Below are 19,953 nucleotides of genomic sequence, written 5' to 3'. Positions count from 1 at the left end.
ATTTAATTGCTTTTTTGAAAAATAATAAATAGGTTTACGCCCTTAAAAATAAAACATTCAAATAACCCCAATTTATATGAAGAAGGTCATTGCATTCGCATCAGTTTTAGCTTTATTAACGAGCTGTGGACGATCAAGCGACAAAGGTGAATTAGTAGGAGTTAAAGGAAAAAAATGGCATCCAGAGAAGCCGTTTGGTATGACTTTGATCCCAGGTGGTGCATACATTATGGGTAAATCTGATGATGATTTAGCTAATGTACAAGATGCGCCAACTAAGACTGTAACTGTTAGATCATTCTATATGGATGAGACTGAGATTACAAATAGTGAATACCGTCAATTTGTGGAATGGGTAAAAGACTCTACTATCAGAGTGCGTTTGGCTATTCTTGCAGATGAGGTAGGTCAGACTTCTACCGGAGGAAAAGGAGGAAAAGGCGGAAAAGGTGGAAGCATCGGTGATTTTGCTTTTAACGATACTGATCCGGCTAAGATGACGCCTTACGACAAATACATGTATGAGAATTATTATAGTGTGGGGACTGATGATGATCCATATGCAGGTAGAAGACTTAACAGAAAAGTAAAGCTTATAAAAGATACAAGTAAATATCCGGATGAATATTATTCAGAGGTTATGGATACTATGTATTTACCGGTAGCTGAATCTTTCAACGGATTAAGAACTATCGATGTTAAAAAATTAAAGTTCAGATATTCTTGGATGGATATTCAGGCTGCAGCGAAAGCTAAAGTGGGTAAAAGAAGTTCATTCATCAGAACAGAGCAAGCTGAAGTTTATCCTGATACAACCGTTTGGATTAAAGATTTCGCTTATTCTTATAATGAGCCAATGCACAATGATTATTTCTGGCACCAGGCTTACGGGGAATATCCTGTAGTTGGGGTAAACTGGAAACAAGCTAAGGCATTCTGTGCCTGGAGAACTTTAAACAAAAATTCTTATATCAAATCTAAAAAGAAAAAGAACAGACCAGACTTGATCAATTCATTCAGATTACCTACAGAGGCTGAATGGGAGTATGCTGCAAGAGGTGGTCTGGAGTCAGGAACATATCCTTGGGGAGGTCCTTATGCTAAAAACGACAGAGGTTGTTTCTTGGCAAACTTTAAGCCAAACAGAGGAGATTATGCAGCTGACCAAGCGTTGTACACTGTTGAAGCTAAATCCTACGAGCCAAACGGATACAACTTATACAATATGTCTGGTAACGTTGCAGAATGGACGGATTCTTCTTATGATGCAGCAGCTTACGAATATGTTTCTACAATGAACCCTACAGTGGGTGATTTGAAGAACATGCGTAAAGTGGTACGTGGCGGATCTTGGAAAGATGTGTCTTACTTCCTGCAGGTAGGTACAAGAGATTATGAGTACGCTGATACCTCAAGAAGTTATATCGGTTTCAGAACAGTTCAGGATTACATGGGAACTCAGGTAACTAAAAACGGTAAAGCACCTAGAAAATAAATTTAAACCAACTTAATTATATTTAACTTAACTAACTAAAAATTTTTATTATTATGGCAGTATTAAGCAAAAAAGCAATGAATTTCGCTTACGGAATGGGAGCAGCGGTGGTAATCGTCGGAGCATTATTTAAAATACAACACTGGACTGGAGCAAGTTTGATGCTTATTGTTGGACTTTCAGTTGAGGCATTAATCTTCGGTTTATCAGCATTTGATGCACCTGATAATGAATTAGACTGGTCATTAGTTTATCCTGAATTGGCTGGCGGACAGGCGAAAGAAAGAGATAAGAAAGAGGATCCAAAAGATGCTCAAGGTTTGTTATCTCAAAAATTAGATGCAATGTTGAAAGAAGCTAAAATTGATGGTCAATTAATGGAAAGCTTAGGAAACAGCATCAAAAACTTTGAAGGAGCAGCTAAAGCTATCTCTCCAACAGTTGACTCTGTAGCCTCAACTAAAAAATACGCTGAAGAAATGACTAAAGCAGCAACTCAATTAGAAACTTTGAATGGTTTATATCAAGTACAATTACAAAGTGCTGAGAGAAACGCAAAAATCAACGACGAAGTTGCTGAAAACAACCTTAAATTAAAAGATCAAATGCAATCGTTAACGTCTAACTTGTCTACATTGAACAATGTATACGGTGGTATGTTGTCTGCTATGAGTAACAAAGGATAATTAGTTTTTGAACTATATTTTTATTAACAAAACAATAACTAATTAGAAAAAATGGCAGGAGGAAAACTAACCCCTAGACAGAAGATGATTAACCTGATGTACCTGGTTTTCATCGCGATGTTGGCATTAAACATGTCAAAAGAAGTATTGACGGCTTTTGGTTTGATGAACGAAAAATTTGAAACTGTTAACGCGTTTTCACAAGAGTATAATAAAAGTTTGTTAGGATCTCTTGGACAAAAAGCCGAAGACCAACCGGCTCTTTATCTTCAACCTTACAACAAAGCACAGCAAGTTGAAAAATACTCTAAAGATCTTTACAATTACTTAGGATCTTTGAAAGAAGAGGTTTCAAAAGAGTTCGAAAAAGACGAAACAACTGGAAAATTGCCATACGAAGCAATGGATAAAGGTGGCTTTATCGATGAGCATTGGTTTGAAGGTGACAAATATTCTGCAAAAGGAAACGAAGTTATCGCTAAGATTGAAAAATACAAAAAAGATGTAATTGCAGTATTTGGAAATGATGTTAAGTATCAAAAAATCATTGCAAACATTAATTCTAAATTTAATTTAGCTGATGTAAAAGACAAAGAAGGTGTATCTAAAAAATACCTGTCTTATCATTTTGAAGGTTTCCCGGCTGTAGCATCTATAGCTAAGCTTACCAGTATGCAGAATGATGTTGAGCAAACAGAGCAAGATATCTACAACGCATTAATCGGAAACACAATGGCTTCTACAGTTTCTTTGAAAACATTCCAGGCAATGGTAGTTTTAGAGAAAAATGTATTCTTTGAAGGTGAAACTGTAAAAGGTAAAGTAGTATTAGGTAAATATGATCCTAATACAGTACCAACCAGTTTCTCTGGACCTGGTAAAATCGAAAACGGACAAGCGATCATCTCTATGACAGCTGGTGGCGTTGGAGAAAAAACCATCAACGGTACTTTCTCTTTCATGGAAGATGGAAAACCTGTGCCTTTGAAATTTGAAGGTAAATATGTGGTTGTGCCACGTCCAAAAACAGCAAACATTTCAGCTGATAAAATGAACGTAGTATACAGAGGATTACCAAATCCAATGACCATTTCATTTGCAGGTATCGGGGATAATTTTGTTAACGCTTCTGCTCCTGGTTTGACTAAAGCTGGTGCGCCAGGTAAGTATAACCTTAGCCCAGGAAACGGTACTGAAGTTACAGTTTCTGTAAACGCTAAAATGCCTGACGGAACATCTGCTTCAGACAAAAAAGTGTTCAGAATTAAAAACATTCCGGCTCCGGCAGGTGCTATTGCAGGTCAGGTTGGAATCATTAAAGGTGCTAAATCTCGTTTAGAAGTTTCTCAAATTTCTGCTGTATTACAAGATTTCTTGTATGACTTGAATTTTGAAGTTACTCGTTTTAGCTTTAAAGTTCCTGGACAAGCTGCTGTAGTAGTTTCAGGAAACAGAGTGAACGCACAATGTAAGGCTGCTTTACAAAGAGCCTCAAAAGGCGACCAGATTTCAATTTTTGATATCAAGTCTAAAATCGTTGGAAGTGCTGCAAGTATTGATATCAAAACAGCCGCACCGGTTATTTACGAAATACAATAATTTAAGTTGATAGAAACCTACTTAAATAACTTATATTATAATAATTATGAAAATTAAAAATCTTTTATCAGTAGTTTTTGCAGTAGCAATAAGCGCTTCAACTTTTGCTCAGTCAAATTTGTTGAATTCCAAAACTCCGGATGAGATTGGAAAGAAGACTCCTGCTCAGTTAATTTCTGACAATGACAAGCCACTACCATACGGTTATGTTCATGACAGAGATGTATTGATGGGTAAAACCATTTGGGAGTTTGTGGATGTTGATGAGAGAATTAATTTCCCATTGTACTATCCTATCGATACTAACTTTGTTGGTAAAGAGAGAAGAGCTTTATTTGATGTATTGGTAAAAAACATCAAAAATGGTAAAATCACTGAAGTGTATGTTGATGATTACTTCAATGCTAAGAAAACATACAAGGATATGGAATCTTCATTTACCTACATTGATACTATCGATGCCGGAAAAGATGAGATTAATAATTATTATGATGAATATAAATCAGGTAAGAAAATATTAGATCCACAGTTTATCAATAAAAAAGAATTAGATGCCAGCTATATTTCTGGTTATAGAATTAAAGGATATTGGTATTTTGACAAGCGTCAAGGTGAATTGAAGTACAGATTGTTGGCACTTTGCCCGGTAACTCCGGAGGCTAGAGATGCCGGTAATGACAATGCTGACGTTATTGACTTATTCTGGGTTTATTTCCCTGCAGTCAGAGATATACTGCATGAGGCTAAAGCTTTCAATGATAAGAATTCCGCGATGCCGATTACGTTTGACCACTTGTTGAATTCCCGTAGGTTTAATGGTGAAATTTACAAAGAAGAAAACGTGTATGGTGACCGTGAAATTCAACAATACATGAAAGATAACTCTCAAATGCAGCTTCTTGAAGCGGAACGAATCAAAGAAAAGATTCGTAGTTTCGAATCTGATATGTGGAATTACTAAGAAAAATTTCTATTTACAATATAAAAACTCTCATCTTTACGGTGAGAGTTTTTTTTAGTTTACAATATGCTTGATTATATCATTGTAGGTTCGGGATTGGCCGGGATTGCTTTTGCAGAGACACTTTTGCAGAACAATAAATCTTTTGTGGTTTTTGACAATCATTCCCAAAAGTCGACTATGATTGCCGGAGGTTTGTACAACCCGGTAATTCTAAAAAGATTCAGCCAGGTTTGGAAGGCCAATGAGCAATTGGAATTGGCCGAGGTTTTTTATAAAAGAATTGAGGCTAAACTCAATACTCAGGTCGATTTTAAAATGCCTATTTATCGAAAGTTTTTTTCTGTAGAAGAGCAAAACAATTGGTTCGCTGCTTCGGACAAGCCTAATTTATCTCCATTTCTTTCTACTGAAATAGTGCATAAAAAGTATTCCGCCATCGATTCTCCTTTCGGTTATGGCGAAGTGTTGCATACTGGTTATGTTGATACCGCCGTATTACTCAATCAGTATCAGGCTTATTTGAAAGAGCTCGGTTTATTGTCTGAGGATTCTTTTGCTTACGCTGAGTTGAATGTTTTGGAAACCCATTTAGAGTATCAGGATCTAAAGGTCAAACATATTGTCTTCGCAGAAGGCTTTGGGATGCATGCTAATCCGTTTTTTAAATATTTGCCACTCGATGGCACTAAAGGCGAATTATTTATCATCAAAGCGCCCGATTTAGATTTGGATGTGATTGTTAACACAAGCGTATTTATTTTGCCTTTGGGCAATAACCTGTTTAAGGTTGGCGCTACCTATAACTGGGATGACAAAACCGATTTGCCAACAGCCGAAGGCAAACAAGAACTCGTTGACCGAATCAAAGAAATACTAACCTGTGATTTTGAAATTATTGAGCATTTTGCCGGAGTTCGTCCAACGGTCAAAGACAGAAGGCCACTTTTAGGGACGCACCATTTGCATAAGAATCTGCATATTCTCAACGGGCTCGGCACGCGTGGCGTAATGCTGGCACCGGCAATGGCGTTGGATTTATATGACCATATCGAAAACGGAAAACCTTTGGATAAGACCATTGACATTAAAAGATGTCCTATTTTTTAACCGCATTCTTGTCATAATGCACAAAAATATTGATATAGATATTTCTGGAAAGTCGGGCAGTAATGGGCATCAAAGCAATCAAGGCTACAATGATGGCCACAAATGAGTTTAATAAATTCATTCCGATAATCACTTTTGCCAAAATAAAAGCGGCTACTCCAATCGCAACGGTCAAGGCATAACTCACATACATCGCGCCGTAAAAAAAGGATGGCTCAATCTGATATTGTAATCCACAGTGACTGCATTTTTCATGCATCGTGTAGATATTTTTAAGATTGAAGGGGTTTTTGTCCTGATACATGCTTTCTTCCTGACATCTCGGACAAGTTCCTGTTAAAATGCTATTTAGTTTGGATCCTTTTTTTAACATTTGCAAAAAATTTCGATAAAGGTACTGATTACAGTTCTTTCGATATCATTTTTACAAAAAATCATTATGTTAAACATACACAATTTATCGGTTTCGTTTGGTGGTACGTATCTTTTTGAAGAGGTTACTTTTCGATTGGGTTCGGGCGACAGAGTAGGATTGGTAGGGAAAAACGGCGCCGGAAAATCGACTATGCTTAAAATTTTAGCCGGCGATTTCAAACCCGATAGCGGACAGATTGCCACTGAAAAGGAAGTGAAATTAGGATTCCTTCGTCAGGATATTGATTTTGAAAAAGGAAGAACCGTTTTGGAAGAAGCCTATCAGGCTTTTGAAGAAATTAAATATGCCGAATTAAAAATAGACGAAATCAATCACCAATTGGCGACGCGCACCGATTATGAAAGTCAGGCTTATTCCGATTTGATTGAGCAATTGAGTGATGTGACGCATCATTATGAGATTTTAGGCGGCTATAATTATGTAGGCGATACTGAGAAAATTCTTTTAGGCTTAGGTTTCAAAAGAGAAGATTTCGAAAATCAAACCGATACTTTTTCGGGCGGATGGCGTATGCGTATTGAGTTGGCCAAATTGTTATTGCAATCCAATGACATCCTTTTACTGGATGAGCCGACGAATCACCTGGATATCGAAAGTATCATTTGGCTCGAAGGTTTCCTGAGAAACTTTCCGGGAGTTGTGGTAATTGTATCCCACGATAAGATGTTTTTGGACAATGTGACCAACAGAACTATCGAAATTTCCCTTGGGAAAGCTTATGATTTCAATAAACCGTATTCTCAATATTTAGTGTTGCGCGAAGAAATCCGCGAAAAACAATTGGCCACCCAAAAGAACCAAGCCAAGAAAATTGAAGAAACTGAAAAGTTAATCGAAAAGTTCCGTGCCAAAGCCTCTAAAGCTTCGATGGCGCAATCGTTGATTAAGAAATTGGATAAAGTGGAACGAATTGAAGTCGATGAAGATGACAATTCCGTAATGAATATTTCGTTTCCGGTTTCCATGACGCCGGGAAGAGTGGTGATTGAAGCCGAACACGTGTCCAAAGCCTATGGCGATAAAACCGTTTTAAAAGACATTTCACTTTTGGTGGAAAGAGGAAGTAAAATTGCTTTCGTTGGTCAGAATGGTCAGGGAAAATCAACGTTAATTAAGGCGATTGTAAACGAATTCAAATATGACGGAAGCATCAAACTCGGTCATAATGTACAAGTCGGTTATTTTGCCCAAAACCAAGCCGAATATTTAGACGGAGAAATTACGTTATTGGAAACGATGACCAATGCCGCTACCGATACCAATCGCTCAAAAGTACGAGATATGCTGGGTTCATTTTTATTCCGAGGCGATGATGTGGAAAAGAAAGTCAAAGTGCTTTCCGGAGGTGAAAGAAACCGTTTGGCGTTGTGTAAATTATTATTGCAACCGATTAACGTCTTGCTGATGGATGAGCCAACGAATCACCTCGATATCAAATCGAAGAATGTTTTGAAAGCCGCTTTGCAGAAATATGAAGGAACTTTGCTGTTGGTTTCGCACGATAGGGATTTTCTTCAGGGAATGTCAAACATCGTTTACGAATTCAAAGACCAGAAAATAAAGGAATATCTGGGCGATATTAATTACTTCCTGGAACAACGCAACGCCAATAATATGCGTGAAATTGAAAAGAAAGACGTAGTTGTTGAAACGAAATCAACTTCTGCTAAAAACCTTTCTTATGAAGACCAAAAGAAAAGTAAATCGCTGCAAAACCGTCTGAGCAAAATCGAAAGCCAAATCAAACAACTGGAAATCGACATTCAGAACGATGATAAGGAATTGGCTTCCAATTATGACAAACACATCGAGAATGCCAACTTCTTTACGGCTTACAACAAAAAGAAATCAGAATTAGACAAACTGCTCGAAGACTGGGAAGTGGTTCAAGGCGAGATCGACAATTTATAGTTTTAAAGAGTTCCGACAGGAACTCTTTTTTATTCTTTGTCAAAAATAAGATGGACATAAGTGGTATCTTTTTTAGTATCAAAAACAATGCGTCTGTTGGGCTTGTCTTGCAGTTCAAAATTGCTGTTTACGGTGCATTTAACTTCAGTAAAAAAATAACCGGTATTGGTAATGATAATGGCTTTGTACAAACTGTCTTTTACCATTTCCTGCATTGGATAATCTATTTCCCAATTCAGTGGTTTTCCGTTTCCTCGAATTCCAACAGATTGAATATCTTTTACTTTTGAAACATCGAGGGTAACAACTACAATGCGGTTGAATGATTTTTGGACACAACTGTTCAGCAATAAGTAAAGTACTATCAGGGTAGGCGTTATATTTGATTTCATAATCGAATGGTTTTATGAGTAAATAAATAATCTATTCCAAATCTGCCTGAACCTGATACCATATAAAATAATCCAACCCAAAGGAAACCCATCGCAGGTAAACAATTCCATAAACCATTCTGGATTTGTTGCATAAAGATGGCAACTACCATCGTGCTGATTATCAAAAATGACGCTATTCGAGTTAGAAAGCCAAGCAATAAGAAAATCCCGCCAATAGCTTCGCTAAAAGCGCCCATCCAGGCAAAGAAAGCAGGAGCTAAGGCAAATATCCCACCATATTCGGCCACGTCATTTGGGAACCAAAAAGCGACTTCAAAAAAGTCTAAATTATTATCGGAAGGAGACCAAGGCAAACCAAATTTTGCCGCTCCAAATTCAACAGTTAATAAATAGCCACAAACAATTCTTGGAATAGCCAATAGTAAATCTTGTGTCCAATGTGGTAATAAAACCGGTTTTGTAAGTTGAGAGAGTAGTTTCATTTTTTAAATTTTATTTGTAAATAAAATCTCCGTTACCGGTTTTTCTGGAGTTGCTGTCGAATTTGGCTTTGCCGATGTTTTTGACATCACCATTTCCGTTTAGTATAGCCGTAAGATCTTCGGTAGCATTAACAATCACATCACCATTGCCTGTGTTTTTGATATCTGCTTTTTTAGCTGTAAGTTTTCCGGAATCAATATTGCCATTGCCGCTTTTAATGATGTCTAAACTATCTATCGAACCACTAATTGAAGTGTCGCCGTTTCCGGTATTTTCTATTCTGAAATAACGTCCGATTATGTTTTTTATGATTAAATTACTATTCCCTATGTTTTTAATGACAGAAGCTTCTGGCATGGTAATTTTGATTTTACAATTGGTGTTTTCAATGTATTTTTTATTGTTTTGATTGTCTTTGAAACTTAGTGTGAGTTCATATTCAGCTGGGTTTTCTGTAATTGAAAAAATATCAATCAGATTGTCATCTAAAGTTACTGAAACACTAAAAGGTTTCCCGATTTCGACTTCCAGTTTTCCGGCTAAGTTTTCGAAATAAACTTTGTCAAAGTTTTTAAAATCATAGGTTTTGGCAATTGTTTTTCCGGAACCTTTCAGTTGTGCTGATGACAATATGGAGGATAATATCATCGCCGTGGTTATTAGAATTGTTTTCATAAATAAGATGTTTTTATGGTTTTGTATAGCAACAAAATTGCACTATCAAGTATAACCAATCGCTTCAAATTATAATTTGAGACCAATTAAAAACAAACGGGAAGTGTTTTGAATACTGAGATTATGGCTTTTCTATAAATTCTTTAGGTGAAAGCCCGGTGTTTTTTTTGAAAGCTCTATTAAAAGTGGCTTTCGAATTAAAACCACAGTCAAAAGCAATGCCCAGTAAGGTTGACTTTTTATGTTCACCCGCGTCAAATGCTTTTTTGACAGCATTGATTCGGTATTGGTTGATAAAGTCATTAAAGTTCAATCCAAAACTTTGATTGATAGTTTTGGAAATTATTGAGGCATTGGTTTCTAATTTTTTAGCCAAATCGGTTAAGGTAAGCTCCGGATTTTGATAGAGCTTTTCTTCGGCAATTAAGGTTGCTATTTTATTTTTCCAAATTGAGGTTTCCGGTGATTCTTGTTTGAGAAATGTTTCCTGTTCAATATCGATAATTACTTCTTCACTTTTGTTGGATTGCACCAGCAAAGCCGGTTGATTGGGGAAAACCGATATTTCAAACGGAATTTTAGTAACTATAGGATTTGAGTATCCTGTAATAGCGATGTAATACATGATGATGGAGAAAAACAAAAAGAACCACCAAGTGCCGGTGTAGCTTTCTATTTCAGGTTGAAAAATAGCAATAATATCAAAAACTACCGGCAGCAAAAGCATGATTAAAAAAGCACACAAATAGGTTTTGATCCATCTAAATAAAACACTATCGGCAAAACTTACGACTTGATAAATCAGCTTGCTGTAATTGTTGTAATACCGAATGCTTAAAACAAAGTAAACAATCATGGAAACCAATCCTGTTTTTTGGTACCAATAATCAAAATCTTTGTCTAAGCCATTTTGATAGAAATAATATTCATGTACGATGAATTTGTCATAAACCCAAAGAATGGCGATATACAATAGATAAGCAATACCGGGAATAAAGTGTAATATTTTTTTTTTATCCAATGAAAAATTAGCATTCAGTAAGCTTTGCGTGTAAAAGAAAATAACTGGTCCGATTAAAAATAGATGTTGAAATGGTGTATAAAAAAGAATATCCCGATAAGGTTGATTGTCATACCAACCAGCAAAACCCAACATCCAAGGCGCAATATACAAGCTGCATAAAAAGATAAACAGACTTAACCAGTAATTCGGCTTATTTTCCGTTTTGATGGCTTTTGCCAAAAGTAAAACGCTGTAGATTATTCCTTGTGAAAACGAAATAAGCAGGAGTGAAGAATAAAAACCAAATTGGAAAAGCATACCTCAAATTTGGTTAAAGATAGGAAAGTTTAACTTTCTTTAAAAGGATGTCGTTGCTGCCAAACCAAAGTTGGTTCCAATTGCGGGAATATTTTCGACATTAATTTATTGATCCATTTATTGGTATGGTAAATGAATCCCGACATGAAAACGGGTTCAGCACCGATGGAACTCTTAATTTCCAAAGCGGTTCTTCCAAAGATGATTTTTTTGAATTGGTTTTCAATGCCAAATTTAGTCATGTTATACAACATGTTCAGATACAGCATTTTCTCTTTCTGCACTTGTTCGTCGTAGCCGAGGAAATAGGTTTCCAAAACTTCTCCGTTGAGCAACAGGGTGTGAAACCCGACCAGTTTTTCATTTAAGAAATAGCCAACCAATTTAAATCCGTCACCACATTGCTGTTTAAACGTTGAGAAATGATTCTTGGCTAAGAAAAAAGTATTGAAGGGTGCATTTTTGGCAACATGATGATACAATTCATAAATGCGTTGTTCATTCGTAAGGATATCGTCAAAGGATAATTCCTTGGTTGTAATGCCTTCGGCTTTTTTATGCGAGCGTTTGTATTGGTCACGGTACTTTTTGGTAAAAGCAGCAATATAATCTTCATTGGTTTGCCAATTGGCATTCAAGTCAAAAATCATATTGGGCTGTGTATTAAATTCGTAGATACCCGAAAATTGATGTTTCTTCAATTCACCTGCGCAATGTTGATAGAAATCCTTAAAGGAAACAATGTGGATTTTGATTTTTTGTTCCTTGAAATATTGGGTAATGGCATTGGCACATTCCAGCAATAAATCCCCGATGTCTTTATAATCGATGTTCTTGACAAACTCATAACCGTTTTGCCCGGTAATCATATTATTCCCAAGGAATAGAACATGGGAAGCAAAGTTTTTAAAGACAAAATTACGGATATAGGTTTTGAAGCATTGGTCTCTTTCCCCAAATGATTCCAGTTTGTTCAGATTCAGATATTGCGCCAGCGCAACACCTATCAATTCTGATTTTTCAAAAATCCCAATATAAAAGCATTGCATATTGGTTGGTGCCGAATCTTCCAGGACTTTTAAATAATGGGTTTGCAGGAAAACATTCTCATGCGCAACCTTGTCCCAGGTTTCGGGAAGTTGTACTGTTGAGGAATAGATTTTAAATGAATGTGTATCCAAGGTAAAAAAAATCGCTCCACAAATGTAGAGCGATATGTTTATAATTAAATGTTAATTTATTTCCAGCCACAGATGATAGCACCCATAATGGTCAATGAAACCATCCAATAACCGGCATTGACCAATATGTATTTCCATGATTTTTGCTCAAACAAACCATTGATAGCCGTAATTGGAAGTGCCAAGAACAATCCCGACATAAACCCGTGTAAAGCACCATGTTTGTAAGTGCGGAAAGCATCCCCATAATCTGCCAAAAAAGCTTCGTAAGACGGCTTGGCAATTGTAGGATCTCCTCCAATCATTCCTAAGGCACCCATTTGATGAACAACAAGTGCTGGCATAATAAAGGCCAACATTAATGAGTAAAAAATGGTCAATCCGAAAACTTTCATCATGTTGGATTGTTTGGCTTTTTCTTCGGTCATTCCGGTTTCATTCATCCAGATGGTTCCGAAAACTTTTGGGTTGTACCATACAAACCCAACTAATAATGTTGCAAGTGAGGCAACAAGTACTGCGTAAAAATTAAATGGCATAATGTTTATTTTTAATTGGTTAGAGTACCAAATGTATAAAATATTTTTAATTCATTATCAAGTGCTTTTAAAATGCCTCAGATTGTTAAATTTTAACACATTTGTAAGATAAATATATAAAAAAATAAATGTAAAATGCATTTCATCGATTAAATTTGTTTTTAAACGAACATTCTTATAGTTTTACTTCGTCATTAACCTCAAATCTAAGTGATATGAAATCTATTTTTACCTATGTAGCAGTGCTGTTGGTTTCGACCTCAGTCTTTGCAGAAATATCTTCAACAGAAAAAAACGCTTTGATCAAATTATACAAAGCGACCAAAGGTTCGCAGTGGACCAATAAATGGGATTTAAAATCGCCAACCACGACTTGGTATGGTGTTGAAATCAAAAATGATAAAGTTGTCGGAATCAAATTGATGAACAATAACCTCGTTGGGGAATTGCCAACAGAAATAGGTGATTTGACTTCATTAGAGGTTTTGAATTTATTCAGAAATGACATTTCAGGTGTTTTGCCTGCATCCATAGGAAACCTAAAAAGTTTGACTAAGCTAAATGTGGCTTTCAATAAAGTGTCTGGTGCTTTACCTGAAACTTTAGGCGGTGCTACTCAATTGAAATCAATTGAAATGCACATGAACAGACTGACCGGTGTTTTACCTGTGAGCATTGGATCTTTGTTAAAATTGGAAACCCTTTCCTTATTCAACAATGAAATCGAAGGAGCAATTCCGGCATCATACTACCAGTTAAAATCTTTAAAAGTGTTATTGTTAAACAGCAATAAATTAACGGGTAAATTAGAAAAAGAAGTGTCTAATCTTTCTTCTTTAGAGACATTAAGTTTGTTTGAAAACAAAATGGATGGACAAGTACCATTTGATTTAGAGAAGTTACAAAACCTGAAAGAAATGAATATCTCCTACAATATGTTCAATGGTTTTGTTTCAAGAAACCTGGCCAAATTGGATACTTTGAATATGACTATGGTGAATGAGCAAGGTGTTGCTACTACTTTAAAAGTAAGTATAGATAAAAACTCAGCTTTTGCTGCTGATGAATAATATGTTTTGTATTGGTTGTTTTTAGAGAAGAAGGTCTCAGTTTTTTAACTGAGACCTTCTTTTTTGTGGTTTATTCTGCGGCAACTAATTTAGAAGCACTGCGGTAAATGTATTCGTTGTAAATGTGTCTTCGGGCAAAACGACTTGGGGATTCGGCATTGACCATTTTGATAAAAATTGGTCTTAAAACACCAAAGTATTCAAAAGAATTCCCGTCCAGAAACGTGATGTATAAAACACTGTTCTCATAGTAGAAATCAGCAATATTGGTACTGGTAGTGATTCGGGTGTATTCTTCTTTGTCTTTTTCCAAAGTTTCAGGAGCGATACTTACCAAAAAGTGATAAGCCGCAATAATCTCTTTACTTCTTTCTTCTGCCAAATGACGCTCTTCATCATCTGATATCGCATCCGGATGACAATCCTTCATGCTGTTTCGGTAAATGGTTTTCAGCTCTTTTAAAGTAGCTGTCTTGGAAACGCCGAGCAATGCTCTGTACTCGACAATTTTTTTCATGTTCATATGGCTGAAAGGTAACCCTTTAGGGTTTTTAAATTTTTTGCAAAAGTAGTTCTTTACTTTAGATATATGGATAGTCATTTGAAAATTAACTTATTTTTTAGTTTAAATAACTTGTGAGTCTCAATTTTCGTTGTATATTTGCACTCGAAACAGCGCGGGATAGAGCAGTAGGCAGCTCGTCGGGCTCATAACCCGAAGGTCACAGGTTCGAGTCCTGTTCCCGCTACTAGACTCAAAACCACTCATTATTTGAGTGGTTTTTTTGTTTCGTTCTAGTACTAATCCTGTTTCCAACTCTCAATTATGGAACACAAAGCAGGCTTCGTCAACATCATCGGAAATCCAAACGTAGGGAAATCAACTTTAATGAATGCCTTTGTTGGGGAAAGATTATCCATCATCACTTCCAAAGCGCAAACCACGCGCCACAGAATTTTAGGGATTGTGAATGGTGAAGATTTCCAAGTCGTGCTTTCGGATACTCCGGGGATTATCAAACCGGCTTACGAAATGCAGAAATCAATGATGGACTTTGTGAAATCCGCTTTTGAAGATGCTGATGTATTGATTTATATGGTTGAAATAGGGGAAAAGGAATTAAAAGACGAAGACTTTTTTAATAAAATCATCCATTCTAAAATTCCGGTATTGCTGTTGTTGAACAAAATAGACAAATCCAACCAGGAACAACTGGAAGAACAAATCGATTTGTGGAAAGCGAAAGTCCCAAATGCCGAGATTTTCCCAATCTCTGCTTTGGAGAATTTCAATGTAAAAGAAGTATTCGCCCGAATTTTGGACTTGCTTCCGGTTTCGCCACCTTATTATCCAAAAGATGCTTTGACCGATAAACCCGAACGTTTCTTTGTCAACGAAACCATCCGTGAAAAAATCCTATTGAATTACGACAAAGAAATCCCATACGCAGTAGAAATAGAAACCGAAGAATTTTTGGAAGATGAGAAAATCATCCGAATCCGTTCTGTCATTATGGTGGAACGAGATACTCAAAAAGGAATCATCATTGGACACAAAGGCGCAGCGCTAAAGAAAGTCGGAATGCAATCGCGCGAAGACTTGGAGAAATTCTTTGGGAAACAAATCCACATAGAACTTTACGTAAAAGTCAACAAAGACTGGAGAAGCAATGCTTATCAATTGCGTCGTTTCGGATACAATCAGAAATAAGGCCGAGCGTAACGAACAAAGACTATTTTGTGACTTTGGAACTCAGTTACTCAGTAACTTAGCTACTCAGTAACTCTATAACCAACTTTTATACGTACTTTTGCAAAAAATTAAAAAAACGCATGAACAATATTGTAGCCATAGTAGGAAGACCTAACGTAGGGAAATCAACCTTCTTCAATCGATTAATCAAGAGAAGAGAAGCCATTGTTGACTCGGTGAGCGGTGTGACTCGTGACCGAAATTACGGAAAGAGCGAATGGAATGGAAAGGAGTTTTCTGTAATTGATACCGGTGGTTACATCAAAGGTTCTGATGATATCTTTGAAGGCGAAATCCGTCGTCAGGTAGAATTGGCAATTGATGAAGCCGATGCGATTATTTTTGTGGTTGATGTAGAAGAAGGCATTACGCCGATGGATGCTGAAGTAGCCAAATTGCTAAGAAAAGTGACCAAGCCAATCCTTTTGGCGGTGAATAAAGTAGACAACGCGATGCGTGAAAAAGACGCTATCGAATTTTATAATTTAGGTTTAGGTGAATATTTTACAATCGCCAGTATCAGCGGAAGCGGAACAGGTGAATTACTAGATAAATTGGTAGAAGTTTTACCTGAATTGCCTGAAGTTTCAGAAGATGAAGAGCAACTCCCAAGATTCTGTGTAGTTGGTCGTCCGAATGCCGGAAAATCATCTTTCATCAATGCCTTAATCGGGGAAGACCGATTTGTGGTAACTGATATTGCCGGAACAACTAGAGATTCAATCGACACAAGATACAATCGTTTTGGTTTCGAATTCAATTTGGTGGATACTGCGGGAATCCGCAGAAAAGCGAAAGTAAAAGAAGATTTAGAGTTTTACTCCGTAATGCGTTCGGTACGTGCGATTGAGCATTCTGATGTTTGTATTCTTTTGATTGATGCAACCCGCGGTTTTGAAGGACAGGATCAAAGTATTTTTTGGTTGGCCGAAAAGAACCGAAAAGGCGTCATCATTTTGGTAAACAAATGGGATTTGGTTGAAAAAGATACCATGTCAACCCGTGATTACGAAGCCAAAATCCGTGAAGAATTGCAACCGTTTACCGATGTGCCAATCATCTTTACTTCGGCATTAACCAAACAACGTTTGCTGAAAGCCCTGGAAGAAACCGTTAAGGTTTACGAAAACAGAAAACAACGCATCCCGACATCCAAATTCAACGACTTTATGTTGAAATTGATTGAAGCTTATCCACCACCGGCATTAAAAGGAAAATATGTAAAAATCAAATATTGTATGCAGTTGCCTACGCCAACGCCTCAGTTTGTGTTTTTTGCCAATTTGCCGCAATATGTAAAAGAGCCATACAAACGTTTCCTGGAAAATAAAATCCGTGAAAACTGGGATTTCTCAGGCGTTCCGATTGATATTTACATCAGAGAAAAGTAAAGTAGATTTAAAGTGTTAAACTTTTCGTAAGAAATTTTCACTTTACATACTAAAATAAGAATTTAGCCGTTATTATTGTCTCTAACCAATATTAACAGCTAAATTTTTTTTATGCCCAAATCGCTCTATTTATTCCTAGCACTTTTTATTACCTCTATGACTTTTGCACAATCAACCATTACCCTCAAAGGGAAAGTTGTTGATGAAAACACCAAATTACCCATAGAATCTGCCACTGTTTACCTGACCTCTGTCAAAGATTCTTCGGTTGTTGATTATACCATTACCAATAAACTCGGCGGATTTAATTTCAAAATCAAAAAGATGGACAAGCCGGTTTATCTTAAGGTTTCCTATGTCAGCTATCAGGATTTTAAAGAAGATAAAGTGACTTTGGATGCCGATAGAGATTTTGGAACTATCGGGATGAAAGAAGCAGTCAATCAGCTTAATGAAGTCGTAATCAAATCTGAAATTCCACCAATCAGAATAAAAAAAGACACACTCGAATTTAACGCCGCGTCTTTTAAGGTTGGTGCCGACGCCAATGTGGAAGCCTTGCTCAAACAATTACCCGGAGTCGAAATCACACCCGAAGGCAAAATCACGGTCAACGGACAGGAAGTGAATAACATCCTGGTTAACGGAAAACCATTCTTTGGAAAAGATGGTAAAATCGCCACTCAAAATCTTCCTGCCGACATCATTGATAAAGTTCAGGTTGTGGATACAAAGACCAAAGCCGAAGAAATCTCCGGAGAAAGTTCGGGTTCTAAAGAAAAAACCATCAATCTGACCATACAGGAAGATAAAAACAAAGGTTTCTTTGGGAAAGTTACTGCCGGAACCGGTTCGGATAAGCGGTATGAGTCGAGTATTTTGATGAACTATTTTAAAGGCGAAAGAAAAATAAGTGTTCTTGGTTCCGCTAATAATATTAACTCCGTCGGTTTCTCGATGGATGAGATTTTTGACAATATGGGTGGCGGCAGGAATATGTCGGTTTACTATAATGATGACGGTAGTTTCGGGATTAATAATATGAGTTTTGGCGGCACAGGAAGCGGTATCACCAAGTCAAATATGATTGGACTTAATTATCAGGACAAATGGCTTAAAAAGGTCGATACCAATAGCAGTTATTATTTTTCGAATTCCGAAACAGAAAACAACAACCGAACCAACAGAATCAATCTTTTGCCTGATAGCCGAACATTTACCAATTCTAATTCGTTTTCCAAGACCGGAAGCAACGGTCATAGTTTGAGCGCGGATTTTGAGATTGCGATAGATTCAACGACTTCGCTTTATATTAATCCGAGGTTTGCAAAACAGAAAATTACCAATCGTTATACAAGAACCCAAACGACAACCGATGAAGCTCTGAATGAATTGAACAGCAGTAACAACGATGATTATTCCGAAAATGACAATGCTACTTTTGGTGCGGATGCCAATTTTAATAAAAGATTTAAAAGAAAAAACAGAGGATTGAGTATCAATTTCAATACAGAGATTCAGCGAAAAGATAATTTTTTGAATACCAATTCGGCTACTTTATTTGCCGATGCCACGCCTGATGACATCAGACAGCAAAACCGGTTTGAAAAAAACAAAAATGATTTTGCGAAATTAGAAGTCAGGTTTGGTGAACCTTTAACCGATTCACTTCGATTGAGCCTGACCTCGGAAGTGACTTTTAGAAAAATAAACAACCAAGCCAATACTTTTGATTTTGATAACGGAACCAATGCTTATGATGATTTTAATGACGAACAGTCGAACAAAATCAATTCAAAAACGTCTACTTTCTTTCCTTCCACCGGAATCATTTTGGCCAAAAGCAAAACCAATGGACGAATCAATTTTGGTCCGGAATTTATCAACTTTGATGCGCAATCCAACTATTTGGGCGTGACAACCAACAGAGACCGAAATTATGTGATGCCAAGAGTCAAAGGTTATTTGAGTCACCGATTCAATAAATCAAAATCAATCTATACCTTCTATGATTATGGTGTTCAGTTGCCCGAAGCCAATAAAGTTTTGGCCTTTGAAGACCTTTCCAATCCTTTGAATACCGTTATAGGAAATGAGAATCTGAAACCAACCCAAACGCATAATCTGTACTTTAGTTTTAACGATTATGACCATGCCACACGTTCTGGGTATTATTTGTATTCCGGATTTGATTTGAGTACGAATGACGTGGTTTCTTCAACCGTTTTTGACGACAATTTTAAATCAACAACCACTTATCAGAATGTTGATTTAGGTTATAGTTCTTATTTGGGGATGAACTGGAGCAAATCCGATAAAAAAGAGAAACGAACATTTCGTTATGGTTTGGGCGTGAATTTTAATTATGGTTTCAATCAAGGTTTGACCAATGCCGTGCAATATGAATCCCGAACATTATCAGTCAATCCAAAAGCCAATTTGACATGGAGCATTGATGACTTAATCACCATTTCGCCTTCATATCGTTATAATTTGAATACGTCAAGCTATGAGAATTACGTAATTAGTAAAGCACAAAATTTCACCCATAATGCCAAATTGGAAATTACTTCTTATGTGCCAAAGAAAGTTGTTTTGGGAAGTGATTTCGGTTACACTTATAATTCAAACATCGCTGATGGTTTCAAGAAAGATTTTTATTTGTGGAATGTGAGTTTGGGCTATAACTTTTTCAAAGACCAATTTTTAGCCAAAGTAAAAGTGTATGATTTGCTTAACCAAAACCAAAACAGCACCAGAACCATTACACCAACCGCCATTGTTGATGCGGAAAATACAGTATTGAAACGTTACGTCATGTTCTCACTGACCTACAAACTCGAAAAGTTTGCCGGAAAGAAAAAAGGAGAAGGCGGCATTATGATAATGGATTAATAAAAAAAGCCCGGTTAATTGACCGGGCTTTTTCTTTATAAATCTGTCGACT

Annotated in this window: 18 protein-coding genes and 1 tRNA gene; 11 read left to right on the top strand and 8 right to left on the bottom strand. The window is 36.7% G+C overall.

Annotation, left to right across the window (positions count from 1 at the left end; all coding sequences use genetic code 11):
• Positions 1-76 precede the first annotated feature (76 nt).
• The 5 genes from porK to P1K33_RS03365 all read left to right on the top strand — a co-directional run bounded on the left by porK (position 77) and on the right by P1K33_RS03365 (position 5,851).
• On the top strand, positions 77-1,495 hold the full coding sequence (gene porK, locus P1K33_RS03385) for a T9SS ring complex lipoprotein PorK/GldK (protein WP_284651452.1): 1,419 nt from the start codon (positions 77-79) through the stop codon (positions 1,493-1,495).
• A gap of 53 nt (positions 1,496-1,548) precedes the next feature.
• Positions 1,549-2,181, top strand: a complete 633-nt coding sequence (porL, locus tag P1K33_RS03380) for a type IX secretion system motor protein PorL/GldL (RefSeq protein WP_284651451.1) — start codon at positions 1,549-1,551, stop codon at positions 2,179-2,181.
• A 51-nt stretch (positions 2,182-2,232) separates the two neighbouring features.
• Complete coding sequence (porM, locus tag P1K33_RS03375) at positions 2,233-3,780, top strand: type IX secretion system motor protein PorM/GldM (RefSeq protein ID WP_284651449.1); 1,548 nt, start codon at positions 2,233-2,235, stop codon at positions 3,778-3,780.
• Between the two features lie 46 nt (positions 3,781-3,826).
• The gene (gene porN / locus P1K33_RS03370) at positions 3,827-4,741 is read left to right on the top strand and encodes a type IX secretion system ring subunit PorN/GldN (RefSeq protein ID WP_284651448.1); all 915 of its coding nucleotides are present in this window, start codon (positions 3,827-3,829) and stop codon (positions 4,739-4,741) included.
• Positions 4,742-4,807: 66 nt separating this feature from the next.
• Positions 4,808-5,851, top strand: coding sequence for an NAD(P)/FAD-dependent oxidoreductase (locus tag P1K33_RS03365; RefSeq protein WP_284651447.1), 1,044 nt, complete (start codon positions 4,808-4,810; stop codon positions 5,849-5,851).
• Here P1K33_RS03365 and P1K33_RS03360 read toward each other — a convergent pair.
• Positions 5,841-6,224, bottom strand: a complete 384-nt coding sequence (locus P1K33_RS03360; protein WP_284651446.1) for a DUF983 domain-containing protein — start codon at positions 6,222-6,224, stop codon at positions 5,841-5,843. The two genes, P1K33_RS03365 and P1K33_RS03360, sit on opposite strands and share 11 nt — an antisense overlap.
• Before the next feature lie 66 nt (positions 6,225-6,290).
• On the opposite strand from P1K33_RS03360, the gene P1K33_RS03355 reads away from it, so the two are divergent.
• The gene (locus tag P1K33_RS03355) at positions 6,291-8,198 is read left to right on the top strand and encodes an ABC-F family ATP-binding cassette domain-containing protein (protein ID WP_284651445.1); all 1,908 of its coding nucleotides are present in this window, start codon (positions 6,291-6,293) and stop codon (positions 8,196-8,198) included.
• Between the two features lie 29 nt (positions 8,199-8,227).
• Here P1K33_RS03355 and P1K33_RS03350 read toward each other — a convergent pair whose 3' ends face one another.
• The 6 genes from P1K33_RS03350 to P1K33_RS03325 form a co-directional block, all read right to left on the bottom strand.
• Positions 8,228-8,590, bottom strand: a complete 363-nt coding sequence (locus tag P1K33_RS03350; RefSeq protein ID WP_284651444.1) for a hypothetical protein — start codon at positions 8,588-8,590, stop codon at positions 8,228-8,230.
• Entirely contained in the window at positions 8,587-9,075 is a 489-nt protein-coding gene (locus tag P1K33_RS03345; RefSeq protein ID WP_284651443.1) for a DoxX family protein, read from the bottom strand. Before P1K33_RS03345 ends, P1K33_RS03350 begins: the two co-directional genes overlap by 4 nt.
• Before the next feature lie 10 nt (positions 9,076-9,085).
• On the bottom strand, positions 9,086-9,751 hold the full coding sequence (locus tag P1K33_RS03340; protein ID WP_284651442.1) for a GIN domain-containing protein: 666 nt from the start codon (positions 9,749-9,751) through the stop codon (positions 9,086-9,088).
• A gap of 121 nt (positions 9,752-9,872) precedes the next feature.
• Positions 9,873-11,072, bottom strand: a complete 1,200-nt coding sequence (locus tag P1K33_RS03335) for a helix-turn-helix domain-containing protein (protein ID WP_284651441.1) — start codon at positions 11,070-11,072, stop codon at positions 9,873-9,875.
• A 29-nt stretch (positions 11,073-11,101) separates the two neighbouring features.
• Entirely contained in the window at positions 11,102-12,253 is a 1,152-nt protein-coding gene (locus P1K33_RS03330; RefSeq protein WP_284651440.1) for a peptidogalycan biosysnthesis protein, read from the bottom strand.
• A gap of 56 nt (positions 12,254-12,309) precedes the next feature.
• A complete protein-coding gene (locus P1K33_RS03325; RefSeq protein ID WP_284651439.1) occupies positions 12,310-12,792 on the bottom strand; it encodes a DUF1761 domain-containing protein in 483 nt (160 codons plus the stop codon).
• Between the two features lie 215 nt (positions 12,793-13,007).
• Between P1K33_RS03325 and P1K33_RS03320 the strand changes: the two genes are divergently transcribed.
• On the top strand, positions 13,008-13,862 hold the full coding sequence (locus P1K33_RS03320; protein WP_284651438.1) for a leucine-rich repeat domain-containing protein: 855 nt from the start codon (positions 13,008-13,010) through the stop codon (positions 13,860-13,862).
• 70 nt (positions 13,863-13,932) lie between these two features.
• On the opposite strand, the gene P1K33_RS03315 is transcribed toward P1K33_RS03320, so the two are convergent.
• A complete protein-coding gene (locus P1K33_RS03315) occupies positions 13,933-14,379 on the bottom strand; it encodes a KTSC domain-containing protein (RefSeq protein ID WP_284651437.1) in 447 nt (148 codons plus the stop codon).
• 159 nt (positions 14,380-14,538) lie between these two features.
• Between P1K33_RS03315 and P1K33_RS03310 the strand changes: the two genes are divergently transcribed.
• From P1K33_RS03310 to P1K33_RS03295, 4 genes are all read left to right on the top strand, one after another.
• Positions 14,539-14,611: transfer RNA gene (locus P1K33_RS03310), tRNA-Met, on the top strand.
• Positions 14,612-14,688: 77 nt separating this feature from the next.
• Positions 14,689-15,573 (top strand): GTPase Era, encoded by an 885-nt coding sequence (gene era, locus P1K33_RS03305; protein ID WP_284651436.1) that lies wholly within the window; start codon positions 14,689-14,691, stop codon positions 15,571-15,573.
• A gap of 122 nt (positions 15,574-15,695) precedes the next feature.
• Complete coding sequence (gene der / locus P1K33_RS03300) at positions 15,696-17,006, top strand: ribosome biogenesis GTPase Der (RefSeq protein ID WP_284651435.1); 1,311 nt, start codon at positions 15,696-15,698, stop codon at positions 17,004-17,006.
• A 111-nt stretch (positions 17,007-17,117) separates the two neighbouring features.
• Complete coding sequence (locus P1K33_RS03295; RefSeq protein ID WP_284651434.1) at positions 17,118-19,901, top strand: outer membrane beta-barrel protein; 2,784 nt, start codon at positions 17,118-17,120, stop codon at positions 19,899-19,901.
• Positions 19,902-19,953: the final 52 nt, after the last annotated feature.

The organism is Flavobacterium terrisoli, assembly GCF_030167905.1.
Lineage (GTDB): Bacteria > Bacteroidota > Bacteroidia > Flavobacteriales > Flavobacteriaceae > Flavobacterium > Flavobacterium terrisoli.
Note: the sequence above shows the minus strand (reverse complement) of the source record. Positions and strands in the feature narration are given on the sequence as shown.

Bases quoted from the DNA above. Each gene is read 5' to 3' on its own strand.
- P1K33_RS03335 (WP_284651441.1), bottom strand. From the start codon at position 11,072: ATGCTTTTCCAATTTGGTTTTTATTCTTCACTCCTGCTTATTTCGTTT.
- P1K33_RS03360 (WP_284651446.1), bottom strand. From the start codon at position 6,224: ATGTTAAAAAAAGGATCCAAACTAAATAGCATTTTAACAGGAACTTGT.
- era (WP_284651436.1), top strand. From the start codon at position 14,689: ATGGAACACAAAGCAGGCTTCGTCAACATCATCGGAAATCCAAACGTA.
- porL (WP_284651451.1), top strand. From the start codon at position 1,549: ATGGCAGTATTAAGCAAAAAAGCAATGAATTTCGCTTACGGAATGGGA.
- P1K33_RS03340 (WP_284651442.1), bottom strand. From the start codon at position 9,751: ATGAAAACAATTCTAATAACCACGGCGATGATATTATCCTCCATATTG.
- porM (WP_284651449.1), top strand. From the start codon at position 2,233: ATGGCAGGAGGAAAACTAACCCCTAGACAGAAGATGATTAACCTGATG.
- porN (WP_284651448.1), top strand. From the start codon at position 3,827: ATGAAAATTAAAAATCTTTTATCAGTAGTTTTTGCAGTAGCAATAAGC.
- P1K33_RS03325 (WP_284651439.1), bottom strand. From the start codon at position 12,792: ATGCCATTTAATTTTTACGCAGTACTTGTTGCCTCACTTGCAACATTA.
- P1K33_RS03350 (WP_284651444.1), bottom strand. From the start codon at position 8,590: ATGAAATCAAATATAACGCCTACCCTGATAGTACTTTACTTATTGCTG.
- P1K33_RS03355 (WP_284651445.1), top strand. From the start codon at position 6,291: ATGTTAAACATACACAATTTATCGGTTTCGTTTGGTGGTACGTATCTT.
- P1K33_RS03295 (WP_284651434.1), top strand. From the start codon at position 17,118: ATGCCCAAATCGCTCTATTTATTCCTAGCACTTTTTATTACCTCTATG.
- P1K33_RS03365 (WP_284651447.1), top strand. From the start codon at position 4,808: ATGCTTGATTATATCATTGTAGGTTCGGGATTGGCCGGGATTGCTTTT.
- der (WP_284651435.1), top strand. From the start codon at position 15,696: ATGAACAATATTGTAGCCATAGTAGGAAGACCTAACGTAGGGAAATCA.
- porK (WP_284651452.1), top strand. From the start codon at position 77: ATGAAGAAGGTCATTGCATTCGCATCAGTTTTAGCTTTATTAACGAGC.
- P1K33_RS03315 (WP_284651437.1), bottom strand. From the start codon at position 14,379: ATGAAAAAAATTGTCGAGTACAGAGCATTGCTCGGCGTTTCCAAGACA.
- P1K33_RS03320 (WP_284651438.1), top strand. From the start codon at position 13,008: ATGAAATCTATTTTTACCTATGTAGCAGTGCTGTTGGTTTCGACCTCA.
- P1K33_RS03345 (WP_284651443.1), bottom strand. From the start codon at position 9,075: ATGAAACTACTCTCTCAACTTACAAAACCGGTTTTATTACCACATTGG.